A 13,150-nucleotide genomic window follows, 5' to 3' on the forward strand; every position below is an offset into this window, starting at 1 on the left:
AACGGTTTTGGCCCCTACGCCTGAACAGGTTCCGGCGTATCGGTTTCGAGTGTGAGGGTCACGCGGTCGCCAGCGAACCATGTGCGTCCGTATTCAACCGGAATGCCCGTTTCGTCCACGTTCACGCTGGTCGATTTCAGGAGCGGGTCCCCTTCGGCGACTTGCAGATGCAGGGCCTGCGTGACCGAAGCGCGCACGGCGGTCAGGCGCGTCGAAGCTCGTGTATAGTCTGCAATGCCGACAATCTGCAACGCTTGGGTAATGCTGGTATGTGCCGTCAGTGCCTGTGCAAGACTCGGAAGACGGCCTGCGGGAAAGACGCTTTCGACCACAGCCACGGGTTGCCCATCGGCCAACGACAGACCGTGATAGGCGCAGACCGGATCGCCCGGCGCGATGCGTAGCGCGCGCGCCTCTCCATCGGCTGCCGCGCGTTCTTCGATTTGCAGGATCCGCTTTTCGGGGCGTCGGCCGGCTGCAATCAGGTTCTCATGAAATCGCACGCGCTGGCCAATCGGGTAGTCTGTGGGCGTTGCGGCCACAAAGGCACCCGCACCGCGCCGGGTGCGGATCAGACCTTGGTCCACCAGGGCGGAAATTCCGTGCCGCACCGTGTGCCGGTTGACCCCAAACCGTTCGGCCAATGATGCCTCGGTCGGCAGTTTGTCACCGGGCGCATAGCGACCTTCGGCCAGATCGTTTCGCAGGGCACCTGCAATGGCCTGCCAGATGGGTGTTTTGCCTGATCTGTCACGCAAGTTTCACAAAACTCCTCTGTCTTCGGACGCGGCATCTGCTATGATGTGTATAGTTGTATAGTATCTGGAAAAGTTGTCGAGATGAAAGACGCGTTTGACGAAGATGCCACGCGCAAAGCCTGGATGGGTCTGCTGGCAAAGGCGCCGGAAGGCCGGGTTTCTGCGCTTCTGGATGCAAAGCTAGAGCGCCCCGCCTTCACTTGGCTGAGATCGCCTGAGATCGGCAGCACCATGGTGCGTGGACGCACGGGCGGCACTGGCGCGCCGTTCAATCTGGGTGAAATGACCGTCACACGTTGCGCGCTGACGCTGGACAGTGGCGAGGTGGGGCATGCGTATATTCAGGGCCGTCGAAAGGCAGATGCCGAGGCCGCGGCGCTGGTGGACGCGATGATGCAGGGACCGGCAGCGGACACGGTCCGCGCGGCGGTGCTCGAGCCGCTTGAGGCCGAGCAGATGGCCACAAAGACAGTGCGGGCATCAAAGGCCGCTGCGACGAAAGTCGAGTTTTTCACCATGGCGCGAGGAGAGGACTGATGAAGGCCGAAACACTGGCTGGCGGGTTCAGCAATCCCGCTGTGCAATCCGCCCATGCCTTCCGAAGCATTATGGAAGCCATGGCGCGCCCGGGCACCATTCAGGAGACCCAATTCGCAGAACCGCCTTCTCCGCTGTCGCGGGCGGCGGGCAACGTTTTGTTGACCCTGTGTGACGCCGACACACCTGTCTACCTTGCCGGAGATGCGGATAACGACGCGGTGCGCGCCTGGCTGGCCTTTCATACCGGCGCACCGGTGACAGGCCCGTCCACCGCCATGTTTGCGATTGGACGCTGGGAGGCGCTGATACCTCTGAGCGCATATCCTATCGGAACCTCGGAATATCCGGATCGATCGGCAACCTTGATCGTGGAATGTGCCGAGCTTGAGCCTACAGGGGCAACTCTGCGCGGTCCCGGGATCAAGTCGCAGACCGAGCTGTCCTTGCCCGAGATCGCCGCCTTACGGAACAACAGCGCTTTGTTCCCGCTGGGTCTGGATTTCATTCTGACATGCGGTGCGCAGGTCGCAGCACTGCCGCGGTCGACCGAGGTGAGCGCGCCAGAGGGCGTGGCGGAGGTGATCTGATGTATGTGGCCGTAAAAGGTGGCGAGCGCGCGATTGAAAGCGCCCATGCCTGGCTGGCGGAAGAGCGTCGGGGCGATCCTAGTGTTGCCGAGCTTTCGGCCGCGCAAATTCGGGAGCAGATGAAGCTGGCGGTGGATCGTGTGATGGCCGAGGGGTCGCTTTATGATCCCGATCTTGCGGCGCTGGCGATCAAGCAATCGCGCGGCGATCTAATCGAAGCGATCTTCCTGATCCGCGCCTATCGCACCACGCTGCCCCGGTTTGGTGCGTCCGAGCCGGTGGATACTGGCACAATGGCCTGCGACCGGCGTATTTCGGCGACGTTCAAGGATTTGCCGGGTGGGCAGGTTCTGGGCCCGACCTTTGATTACACGCACCGACTGCTGGACTTCAAACTTGCGGCGGATGGACAGGTGCCCGAGGCACCAACGCGTGAGACCGTTCCGAGTGACGTGCCGCATGTGACCGAGTTTCTGAACCGCGAGGGCCTGATCGAAGAAACCCCTCACGACGACACGCCACCACCCGATCTGACTCGCGAACCACTGGAGATGCCTGCGGACCGAGCGCTGCGCCTGCAGGCCCTGACACGTGCGGACGAGGGGTTCACGCTGGGCCTCGCGTATTCGACACAGCGTGGTTACGCCCGCAACCATGCCTTTGTGGGCGAGTTGCGGATTGGTGCCGTCACCGTCGAAATGGATGTTCCCGAGCTTGGCTTTGCCATCGAGATTGGCGAGATCGCGCTGACGGAATGCGAGACCGTGAACCAGTTCAAGGGTTCTAAAACCGAACCGCCGCAATTCACGCGCGGGTACGGATTGGTCTTTGGACAAAATGAACGCAAGGCGATTTCCATGGCTCTGGTCGACCGTGCACTGCGGTGGGAAGAGCTGGGTGAAGACAATGTCGGCGCACCAGCACAGGACACGGAATTCGTCCTCTATCATGCAGACAACATTCAGGCGACGGGGTTCCTGGAGCACATCAAGCTGCCCCATTACGTCGATTTCCAGTCGGAACTGGAACTGGTGCGCAAGCTGCGGCGCGAAGCCGGTGCAGAACATGTGCAGGAGGCAGCAGAATGACCGAATACAATTTTGCCTATCTGGATGAACAAACCAAACGGATGATCCGCCGGGCGATCCTCAAAGGGCTGGCCATTCCAGGGTATCAGATGCCGTTCTCCTCGCGTGAGATGCCGATGCCTTATGGATGGGGCACGGGCGGCGTTCAGGTTTCAGCCGCTGTTTTGACGCCTGATGATACGCTAAAGGTCATTGACCAGGGGGCCGATGACACGACAAACGCGGTGTCGATCCGATCCTTCTTTGAGCGCACTGCCGAGGTTGCGACCACAACGGCGACCGATGAGGCAAGCGTTATACAGACGCGCCACCGCATCCCTGAAGAGCCCCTGACCGAAGAACAGATCCTTGTGTATCAGGTTCCCATCCCGGAACCCCTGCGCTTTCTGGAACCCCGTGAAAGCGAGACGCGCAAGATGCACGGCCTCGAGGAATATGGGCTGATGCATGTCAAACTCTATGAGGACATCTCGCGCCATGGCCATATCGCGACGTCATATGCATATCCCGTCAAGGTCGAGGGCCGTTATGTGATGGACCCATCGCCGATCCCCAAGTTCGACAATCCGAAACTGGGCGACATGGCCGCAATTCAGCTTTTCGGGGCGGGGCGCGAACAGAGGATCTATGCCCTGCCGCCCTATACGCAAGTGGTCAGTCTGGATTTCGAGGATCACCCTTTTGAAGCCTCGAAAGCGGATCAAATCTGTGGACTGTGCGGCGCAACGGACAGCTATCTGGACGAGGTGATTGTCGATGACGCCGGTGGGCGGCTCTTTTGCTGTTCGGATACGGATTATTGCACTGGCCGCCGTGCTCGCGGTCATCAAGGCCCGTCGTTTTCGGGTAGCGAGGTTGCAGCATGACCCCCCTTTTGTCGGTTCAAGGCATCACCAAACACTATGGCGCGCATATTGGCTGTGCCGATGTTTCGTTTGACCTCTATCCCGGTGAGGTGATGGGAATTGTGGGCGAAAGCGGGTCCGGCAAGTCGACGCTGCTGAACTGTATGGCGGGGCACCTTGCGCCGGATGCCGGGCGGGTGGTGTTCGACACGCGCACGGATGGCCCAAGGGACACCGTCACCATGTCCGAGCCTGAACGCCGGATGCTGGGTCGCACCGATTGGGCCTTTGTCCACCAGCACGCCCGCGACGGACTGCGCATGGGGGTCTCGGCCGGAGGAAATGTCGGTGAGCGTCTGATGGCCGTGGGTGAACGCCGCTATGGCGACATTCGCGACAAGGCGACAGACTGGCTGGAGCGGGTCGAGATCGACAGCACACGCATCGATGACCGCCCGACGACGTTTTCAGGCGGTATGCAGCAACGCCTGCAGATTGCGCGCAACCTAGTCACACGACCACGACTGGTGTTTATGGACGAACCGACCGGAGGGCTGGATGTATCGGTGCAGGCGCGATTGCTGGACCTGTTGCGCGGTCTGGTGCGCGACATGGGATTGTCGGCGATCATCGTGACCCATGACCTAGCCGTTGTGCGCCTGCTTGCCGATCGTTTGATTGTGATGAAGTCGGGCCACGTGGTCGAAGCAGGTCTGACCGATCAGGTGCTGGATGATCCGCAGCATGCCTATTCGCAGCTTCTTGTTTCTTCCGTTTTGCAGGTGTGACCTATGATAGACCTCAGAGACGTCTCAAAAACCTTCACCCTGCACAATCAGGGCAGCGCTGTGATCAAAGTTATCAGCGATGTTTCGTTCCACGTCGCCCCGGGCGAATGTGTTGCGCTGACCGGTGCATCGGGTGCGGGCAAATCGACGCTGATGCGCATGATTTACGGCAACTACCTGACGCAAGCCGGGTCCATAATTATTGGCGATGTCGATATTGTTCAGGCCGAGCCGCGCGCCGTGATCGCATTGCGCCGCGAAGTTCTGGGATATGTGAGCCAGTTCCTGCGCGTGGTGCCGCGCGTGCCGACGCTGGATGTCGTCGCCGACCCGCTGCGTACCCTAGGCGTTCCAGCCGACGAGGCGCAAGCGCGGGCAGAGGGCCTGCTGTCCCGGCTGAACATTCCGGAACGCCTGTGGTCGCTTTCGCCCACCACCTTTTCCGGCGGAGAACAGCAACGCGTCAACATCGCGCGCGGGTTTGCGCATGAATATCCGGCGATGCTGTTGGATGAACCCACGGCGAGTCTGGACGCCGCCAACCGTGAAGTAGTCCTGACGCTGATCGAAAACGCAAAGGCGCGCGGCGCGGCCATCATTGGCATTTTCCACGATGAGGCGGCGCGGCAGCGCGTATGTGATCGCGAGATTGACGTGAGCACATTCACACCCGGAGTGGCCGCATGACTCCCGGACGCCTCATCGCCGTTGTCGGTCCGTCCGGGGTGGGCAAGGACAGTGTGATGCGGGGGCTTGCTCAGGCAATGCCCCGTTTGCATCTGGTCCAGCGCACGATCACGCGCGCGCCGGATCTTGGTGGCGAAAACTATGTGCCGGTGTCTGTATCGCGGTTTCAGGAGATGGCCGAGAACGGTACCTTTGCCGTGCACTGGGGCGCGCATGGGTTGTTTTATGGTATCCCGCAGACGGTCAGGGATGAAATAGCCCAAGGCACGGATTGCCTTGCCAATTTTTCGCGCAGCGCGCTTTTGGCCGGTGCTAAGGCGTTTCCCAACTTCGTTGTTTTGCACATCACGGCCCAACCGGACACTTTGGCCGCGCGTCTGGCCGACCGTGGCCGGGAAACGGAAGCCGAGATCGAAAAACGCCTGGCCGGGGCGCAAAAGGCGCTGCCTGAAGGGCTTGATGTCATCACTCTTTCCAACGACGGGCAGCTTGCGCAAACCGTTGCCACAGCAACCGCGCGCCTTCAATCGGCGCGCACGAAACTGACGGGATAATGGCATGAATTCTCTGTTCTCTGCGCCATCTATTTTGCATCCAAACGGCGTCGGCAGTGTGTGCTTGGCTAACGCCCAATTAGTCCTTGCCGACCAAATCCTGTTTGGGTCGCTGACCATCGAAGACGGTATAATTTCAGAGATTGCCGAAGGGGATCGCGTTCCAATAGGCGCAATAGACTGCGACGCCGACTATGTTCTGCCCGGGCTTGTCGAGCTGCATACGGACAATGTGGAACGCCATATCGAGCCGCGCCCAGAAGTTGATTGGCCGCATCTTTCCGCACTGATCGCCCACGACGCCGAACTCGCCGGGGTCGGTATCACAACGGTGTTCGATGCCATGCGTGTGGGGTCGATCCATTCCGGGAAAGGCCGATACATCGATTACGCACGAAAGCTTGCCGACGAACTGCTGGATGCGCAATCGCAAGGTATGTTCAAGATTAGCCATTTCCTGCATCTACGGGCCGAGATTTGCTCGGAGACTCTGCTGGACGAACTCAGCGCCTTTGGCCCGGATGACCGCGTCGGCATCGTCAGTCTGATGGATCACACGCCCGGGCAGCGACAGTTTCGGGATATGTCTGCTCTCAAGACCTATGTCGCCAAGAAACGCGGCATGAACGATGCTGAATTTGAAGATCACGTACAGAATTTGTTGGGCCTGCAGCAACGCTTTGGCGCCAAACACGAGGCCGGAGCAGTGGGGGAAGCCCAACGCATTGGCGCCGTGTTGGCCAGCCATGACGACACCACGGCTGAACATGTCGCGACGTCTGCGCAGCACGGCGTGGGCTTTGCCGAATTCCCGACAACGATTGAGGCAGCTCAAGCGTGCCGGGATCATGATATTGCAGTCATGATGGGCGCGCCCAATCTGATCCGAGGCGGATCGCACTCCGGCAACGTGGCAGCCGCCGATCTGGCCCAAGCAGACCTGTTGGATATTGTGTCATCAGACTATGTGCCGTCATCGTTGCTTTTGTCGGCCTTTCGACTGGCCAATTTATGGGACGACTTGCCCCGCGCAATCGCAACGGTCACGGCGAATCCAACAAAAGCTGTCCGCTTGAGCGATCGCGGCACACTTCTCGCAGGTCTTCGCGGGGATGTTCTGCGCGTGCGCATGCGTGGACACACACCACTGTTGCGCGGTGTATGGAGCCAGGGCCGCCAAGTGAGCTAAGGTAAGAGTGGGACCCGCGCAAGCCCGGTTAGTCTTTCGTTGAGGTAAAACATGTAAGCTGAGGCGCAGCGAGATCGAATCCGCAGAACTTCTGCTTAGGGCCGCTATGGATCTGGTGTTGTAAACAAGGTGGGTCCACGCAAGTGATTTTGCTATGGAGAAACTCAGGCTTTTTTCTCAGCTAATCATTCCCGATGAACTAGAATTCCACCTTTCAATCAGTGTCTGAAGCTCAATTGGATACCTGCATTGGGTTATTTGGTAGTGCCTCGTGTTGGCTGTAACTCCGTGAATTCGGAAGCCGGCCTTGTTTTTAACCATCGAGCATCGCGAGAACGGCGTCGCGATCGGATAGCACTAGCAGCAAGGCAATATCACCGGGCTCCAGCCTCTCAAGCATCATTGAAGCGGCCTGCGAGGGCGACGTAGCTCTGAGTATTTGTTTCGCTTCATATCCATGTTCCAAAGCTGTTCGTTCGATCAGATCAGAAATTTCTCCTAATTCGCGACCTCTTAAGTACCCTTCCAACTCTGTTGCGACGATCACATCAGGTTGGAAGTTCAGGGCTGTCGCTGTTACGTCACGGATATCTTGATCTGATCGATCCCCTGCATGGCTGAGCATGATGAAACGCCGTTTGGCCGGCAAACTCGACAACGCATCGCAAACTGCCGAAATTGAATGCGGATTGTGGGCAAAATCCACAAAAACCCGGGCTCCGTTATGCCGAAACTCGTTGCAACGTCCTGGGTTATCTTTGGCGTCTGGCTTGAACCCGGCAAGCCCGTCGCGCAACGCCTGTTGCGGCAGACCCAGTGCCAGAGCAAGGCACAGGGCCGCCAGCGCGTTCTGGATGTTGTACTTTGCGGCCCCGCCCATGGTCAGGGGAACGTCGGCGACGGGGATCACAATTTGCTCGGTCGTACCGTCGAAAAAGACAATTTTCCCGTGTTGAACATATGCACAGCAAGTGCCGGTTTCCCGCGCCTGACGGATCAGATCATTCTGTGCATCCAGAGAAAACCACCAGATGTTCGCCGACGTGTTTTCCGCCTCGGCGCGGACATACGCATCGTCGGCATTCAGCGCCAGCACGCCGCCCTCGGCCAGCGTGCGGTGGACGGCGAATTTGGCCTGCGCAAGTTCCGGCACTGTGTTGACGCCGAACTGGCCCAGATGATCATTCGCCACGTTGGTCACCGCCGCAGCCGTCGCTGCACGGGTCGGCAGGCCCCGGCGCAGGATGCCGCCCCGGGCCACTTCGAGGCAGGCGACCTCAAGCCGTTTGTCGCGCAGCAGCATCCGCCCGCCACCGGGGCCGGAATAATCGCCGCGGTCCAGAATATCGTCACCCACCCGCACAAATTCGGTCGAGGTCAGCCCCGCCACCTTGCCCGAGGCGCGTGCAATCGCTTCGAGCAGCCGGGTTGTCGTGGTCTTGCCGTTGGTTCCGGTGATGAAGGCAACGGGGATGTTGTGAAGGCAGGACCAGTCCACATCATCGGGGGCGGGCAGCGCATCGACCGACCAGACCTGACTGCCAGTGCCGTGCCCGATCGAGATCTCATCATCGTCGCACAGGATATCCACGCCATGCGCCTCGGCCGCCTCGATTAGGGCGATCAGGGCGGGGTTGGATTCGCTGGCCATGACACCTTTGACATCACCCACCATCTGATCAAAGTCGCCCGAGTGTGCGTCCAACAGCTCGGCGGCGCAGAAATGCCAGGCGGTCTGCGCCGCGAAGATCGCGGAATAAAGCTGATCCATCGGGGCCGAGATGGCCAGATTGACGCCGCCGGTGAAGGTACGGTGGGTCACGCTCTGATCCTGCCAGCCAAGCGCATCCAGCACCCGGCGCGCATGAGTTTCCCACAGCGCCGTGACCTGCGCGGCGTCGATCCCGTTGAAGAACACATCCATCACCGCGCCGGGCTTGTTCCACAGCAGGCCGGGTCCGGTCAGGCGTCTAGCATCATCTACCCGGATATGATCGGCGGTCACGCTTTCGATGGTCAGCGCGGTTTCAAGCTGTTCGATCCGATCCATTGCGATGCCCCCGATCAGTCCGCGTCTTCGCTGATGTCGCGGGCCAGACGCACACCGCGCGCGTCCCGGATCAGGTTCTGATCGCTTTCGAACATCTCTTCGAAGGAGGTATCGACGGGTCTGGACAAGGGCGCGGCCTCGATAACAGGCGCTTCGCCGTCCGAGTTGAAATAGATGATCTGTTTCCAGCAGCGCGTCGTGTCATCGCCAAATATCACCAGCAGATCGCCCGGCGCGGCCTGCTCCAACCCGGCCTTCACCGCCTCGACCTCATCAGGGATGATGGTGATTGCCGCGTCGTCCACGCCGTTGTCGATCAACGCCTGACGCATCATCTGCGGCACCTCGTCATGGCCGCGCCCCCGGCGGCGGTCATCAGCCTTGCAGATGAATTGGTTGAAATGCCCGGCCAGCGCGGCGGCTCCGTCAACGATGTCCTCATCGCGCCTGTCGCCGGGCATGGCAACGACACACAGTCTTCGCCCCTTGATCTCAAGCTGGTCGGCCAACGCTGCCATCGCCTTGAGCGCAGCAGGGTTGTGGCCATAGTCCAGGATCACCTTGAAGGGATGTTCGTCATAGACATTCATCCGTCCCGGTGCCTGGAAATAGCTGGTGTCAAAGGTCCGCAGCCCGTGGCGGATATTGTCCAGATCCACACCGAAACTATAGGCCATCGCAGCAGCGAACATCGCGTTCTGCACATTGAAGATCGCCTTGCCCTCAAGCGTGGCGGGGATCAGATGCGACCACAGAACCGGGATATGAAGCCCGTTGTCATAGATGGTCAGCATATCGCCATTCATGCCTTTTTCCAGCACGATGGCCCTTCCGCCCGCCTTGATATGTTCCTTGACCAGACTGTGACCCGGGTTTGTCGTTACATAGAAAATCTGACCCGCTTCAGCGTAATCAGCCATTTTCAGACAGTTGATGTCATCGGCATTCAGCACCGCCGTATCGGTGGCGCTTTCAACCACGACGCGCTTGACCACGGCCAGTTCCTCAACGGTATTGATGCCGCCAAGACCCAGATGATCCGCCGAGACGTTCAGGCAGGCCGCCACATCCGAGCGCTGATAGCCCAGGCCCGACCGCACCAGCCCGCCACGCGCGGTTTCCATAACTGCAAAATCGACCGCGGGATCACGCAGGACAATTTGAGCGGATTTGGGTCCCGTCATGTCGCCCTTGACGCTCAACTTACCGTCTACATAGACGCCGTCAGTGGAGGTCATGCCAACGGTCTTGCCACTGGTTTTCATGATATGGCCCAGCATCCGCGAGGTCGTGGTCTTGCCGTTGGTGCCGGTGATTGCCGCAATCGGAATGCGGGTCTGTTCATTAGCTGGGAACAGCATGTCGATCACTTTGCCCGCTACGTCGCGCGGCTGACCTTCGGACGGGGCGACATGCATCCGGAAACCAGGTGCGGCGTTCACCTCGACAATCGCGCCGCCGATATCCTTGTAGGACTTGGTGATATCATCAATCAGGAAATCGACACCGCCCACGTCCAGCCCCACCGCCATGATGGCTCGTTCGGCCATGTCGCGGTTGTCTGGATGCACCACGTCGGTCAGGTCAATGGCTGTACCGCCCGTCGACAGGTTTGCCGTGGAACGCAAATAGAAAACCTCGCCATCCGGCAGCACCGTCTCTTCGGTTACGCCCGCGTTTTCCATCAAACGTTTGGCCTGATTGTCAATCTCCAGCATGGTCAGTACTTTTTCATGCCCAATGCCCCGGCGCGGGTCTTCGTTCACGATGTGGACCAATTCCGCAATCGTGTGTTTGCCGTCGCCGACCACATGGCCTGGCACCCGCTTGGCCACCGCGACCAGCTTGTTGTTCACCACCAGCATCCGGTGATCGAACCCGGTGATGAAGCTCTCCACCAGAATGGCGCGGCTGCGGGAATGCTCCTTGGCCTCGGCAAAACCGGCCTCGACTTCTTTATCCGAGTTCAGGTTGATCGAAACACCACGCCCGTGATTTGCATCCAACGGCTTGACCACCACCGGGTGGCCGATCCGACCAGCAGCCCGCACAGCCTCGCGCGCGGAATAGACCATGCGCTGCTGCGGCACCGGCAGGCCCAGATCGTTCAGCAGGTTATGAGTGTCTTCCTTATCGCAGGAAATCTCGACCGAGATATGTTTGGTCTCGGACGTGATCGTTGCCTGAATACGCTTTTGATATTTGCCGTGCCCAAACTGCACCAGCGAGCCGGAATTCAGCCTGATCCAGGGGATGTCCCGCTCCTGCGCCGCCTTGACCAGCGATCCGGTCGAGGGGCCGAATTCCTTACGCTGAGCGCGCAGAACAAAGCTGCGCAGCTCCTCATCCCAGTTGAATTCCGGATCAAAATCGTAATCCACTTGATCTTTCAGGGATTGCGGTAGCAGATGCATCAGCATCCGCATCGCCAGCTTGCCCGCGTCCAGGCCGACGTCGCGCTGGCGGTATTCATAGACCATGTTGTACTGGCCCGGCTCGCCTGTGCCACGGGTCCGGCCAAAGGTCACATCGGTGCCAGCCACATTCTGCACTTCGATGGAGCAATGTTCCAGCACATGACCCAACCAGGTGCCTTCATCCTCACGCAGGCGGCGGAGGAAACCGCCGGGTTCTCGGTAGGAACAGCCATGTTCCGCAAGACCGGGAAGAGCCTCAACCAGCGCGTCGATGAACTCGGAACCAATTTTTGCCGAGGGCCAGTCTTCCAGAATACCCAGATCGATGACATGGCGGATGACCGGAAAACTTGCCCAGACATTCGGGCCGACAAAGACATTGGTCGAGATTATTTTCATGAGGCTCCCCGTTGGTTAGCTTTTTGTTTCCCCCCCGCTGGCGGCCTCATCCCCGGACAGGTCCGGCAATGTGCAGAACGCCAGATGCTCATTCGGCGGAAAAGCCTGGCGAGCCGTTAGATCATAACGGCACCCTTCGCCCAGAACGTCAAGGCGAAGTCCCAGAAGGCTCAGCGCCTCACCCGCGCGCGCGTCCCACATGGACGAATGGGTCAGGTGGCTGGCGTCCACCACCGTGACTGTTCCGCTGCCAACCACTTCCAGAACGTTGTCGGGTCCGATGAAGGCCGCCGTGTCTTCATCAATGCCCAATCCAATCAAAAAAGGGTTGAAAGATGAAGCCGTTAGCAGACGCCCGAGCCGGTTACGCTGAGTAAAGTGCTGATCTATGATGACGGCGTTGGTCAGGCCCATGCCCGGGGCCAGCGTTATATTGCCTTCTGCCGGGGCGGAATTGCTGCTGCCACCGGCAACCATATGCTCGGACATGATCGAGGCCCCGGCCGAGGTTCCGGCAACCGGCACGCCCGCCGCGTTGCGACGGCGGACTTTCTGTGCAACCAGCGTGCCTCCCAGAATCGCTGACAGGCGCAACTGGTTGCCGCCGGTCATGAATATGCCGGTCGCGCGGTCCAGCATCTCGGCATAGTCGGGATTGTCGCAATCGGCCCGGCGCGAGATCGGCAGAAACTCGACTTGCCCTGCGCCAAGCTCGGAGAAGATGCGGTGATAATCCGGCCCTGTCTCCTCCAACATCGAGGCGGTCGGTATCACCACGATATCGGCGTCCGCGCCGCCCGACATCTCGACAAACTTGCGGTGGATCTGCATTTCCTTGACGCGGTCTTCGCCGCCGCCAACTGGAATGATGAACCCGCGCGGGGTTTCTGCATCAACGGGTGCAGGGCACATATCTTAACTACCTTCCGGTGCTGAAGCGGGCAGCCACCGGGGGCCGCGCGGGCGCTTACATCTGTTCATACATGCCCCGCTGGGCTATCTGGCCACCGCCGACATGCCATTCCCCCCCATGGCCATCACATGCCGCACGGCAAGGTTTTCGTCAAGAACCACCCGATCCGCGTCCATTCCCACCTTTAGACGCCCTTTGCGACGCAGTTTCAGCAGATCGGCCACATTAGAGGTGAACGGGGCCAATGCGTCGGACAGCCGCGTAGGCAAAAGGCGGGTCTGTCCTCGTTCAGTGAATTCGATCTACACCGGAAATTTGCACGTGCGGCGAATAGC

13 protein-coding genes are annotated in these 13,150 nt (G+C 59.7%); 8 read left to right on the top strand and 5 right to left on the bottom strand.

The genetic code is table 11. From position 1 onward, the window contains the following. Positions 1-14 precede the first annotated feature (14 nt). Complete coding sequence (phnF, locus tag ACR0IU_RS03695; protein WP_480715300.1) at positions 15-758, bottom strand: phosphonate metabolism transcriptional regulator PhnF; 744 nt, start codon at positions 756-758, stop codon at positions 15-17. Positions 759-839: 81 nt separating this feature from the next. On the opposite strand from phnF, the gene phnG reads away from it, so the two are divergent. The 8 genes from phnG to ACR0IU_RS03735 are packed head-to-tail and all read left to right on the top strand — an operon-like array spanning position 840 to position 7,036. Continuing rightward, positions 840-1,295: a phosphonate C-P lyase system protein PhnG gene (phnG, locus tag ACR0IU_RS03700; RefSeq protein WP_480715301.1), complete on the top strand. Its 456-nt coding sequence runs from the start codon at positions 840-842 to the stop codon at positions 1,293-1,295. Further along, positions 1,295-1,885, top strand: coding sequence for a phosphonate C-P lyase system protein PhnH (phnH, locus tag ACR0IU_RS03705; RefSeq protein WP_480715302.1), 591 nt, complete (start codon positions 1,295-1,297; stop codon positions 1,883-1,885). Before phnG ends, phnH begins: the two co-directional genes overlap by 1 nt. Continuing rightward, positions 1,885-2,973: a carbon-phosphorus lyase complex subunit gene (locus ACR0IU_RS03710; protein WP_480715303.1), complete on the top strand. Its 1,089-nt coding sequence runs from the start codon at positions 1,885-1,887 to the stop codon at positions 2,971-2,973. The genes phnH and ACR0IU_RS03710 overlap by 1 nt, the downstream gene beginning before the upstream one ends. Continuing rightward, positions 2,970-3,839 carry an alpha-D-ribose 1-methylphosphonate 5-phosphate C-P-lyase PhnJ gene (locus ACR0IU_RS03715; RefSeq protein WP_480715304.1) on the top strand — a complete coding sequence of 290 codons (870 nt, stop codon included), beginning with the start codon at positions 2,970-2,972 and terminating at the stop codon, positions 3,837-3,839. Before ACR0IU_RS03710 ends, ACR0IU_RS03715 begins: the two co-directional genes overlap by 4 nt. Next, the gene (phnK, locus tag ACR0IU_RS03720; protein WP_480715305.1) at positions 3,836-4,606 is read left to right on the top strand and encodes a phosphonate C-P lyase system protein PhnK; all 771 of its coding nucleotides are present in this window, start codon (positions 3,836-3,838) and stop codon (positions 4,604-4,606) included. Before ACR0IU_RS03715 ends, phnK begins: the two co-directional genes overlap by 4 nt. A gap of 3 nt (positions 4,607-4,609) precedes the next feature. Next, positions 4,610-5,293, top strand: a complete 684-nt coding sequence (gene phnL, locus ACR0IU_RS03725; protein ID WP_480715306.1) for a phosphonate C-P lyase system protein PhnL — start codon at positions 4,610-4,612, stop codon at positions 5,291-5,293. After that, positions 5,290-5,847: a phosphonate metabolism protein/1,5-bisphosphokinase (PRPP-forming) PhnN gene (gene phnN / locus ACR0IU_RS03730; protein WP_480715307.1), complete on the top strand. Its 558-nt coding sequence runs from the start codon at positions 5,290-5,292 to the stop codon at positions 5,845-5,847. Before phnL ends, phnN begins: the two co-directional genes overlap by 4 nt. Positions 5,848-5,851: 4 nt before the next feature. After that, a complete protein-coding gene (locus ACR0IU_RS03735) occupies positions 5,852-7,036 on the top strand; it encodes an alpha-D-ribose 1-methylphosphonate 5-triphosphate diphosphatase (protein ID WP_480715308.1) in 1,185 nt (394 codons plus the stop codon). A gap of 313 nt (positions 7,037-7,349) precedes the next feature. On the opposite strand, the gene ACR0IU_RS03740 is transcribed toward ACR0IU_RS03735, so the two are convergent. The 4 genes from ACR0IU_RS03740 to ACR0IU_RS03755 form a co-directional block, all read right to left on the bottom strand. Next, complete coding sequence (locus ACR0IU_RS03740; protein ID WP_480715309.1) at positions 7,350-9,086, bottom strand: Mur ligase family protein; 1,737 nt, start codon at positions 9,084-9,086, stop codon at positions 7,350-7,352. Positions 9,087-9,100: 14 nt separating this feature from the next. Next, complete coding sequence (cphA, locus tag ACR0IU_RS03745) at positions 9,101-11,902, bottom strand: cyanophycin synthetase (protein WP_480715310.1); 2,802 nt, start codon at positions 11,900-11,902, stop codon at positions 9,101-9,103. A gap of 15 nt (positions 11,903-11,917) precedes the next feature. Beyond that, positions 11,918-12,814 carry a cyanophycinase gene (locus tag ACR0IU_RS03750; protein WP_480715311.1) on the bottom strand — a complete coding sequence of 299 codons (897 nt, stop codon included), beginning with the start codon at positions 12,812-12,814 and terminating at the stop codon, positions 11,918-11,920. Between the two features lie 84 nt (positions 12,815-12,898). Next, on the bottom strand, positions 12,899-13,084 hold the full coding sequence (locus tag ACR0IU_RS03755; protein ID WP_480715312.1) for a hypothetical protein: 186 nt from the start codon (positions 13,082-13,084) through the stop codon (positions 12,899-12,901). Between the last annotated feature and the right edge of the window lie 66 nt (positions 13,085-13,150).

It is taken from the genome of Ruegeria sp. CL5 (assembly GCF_056536485.1).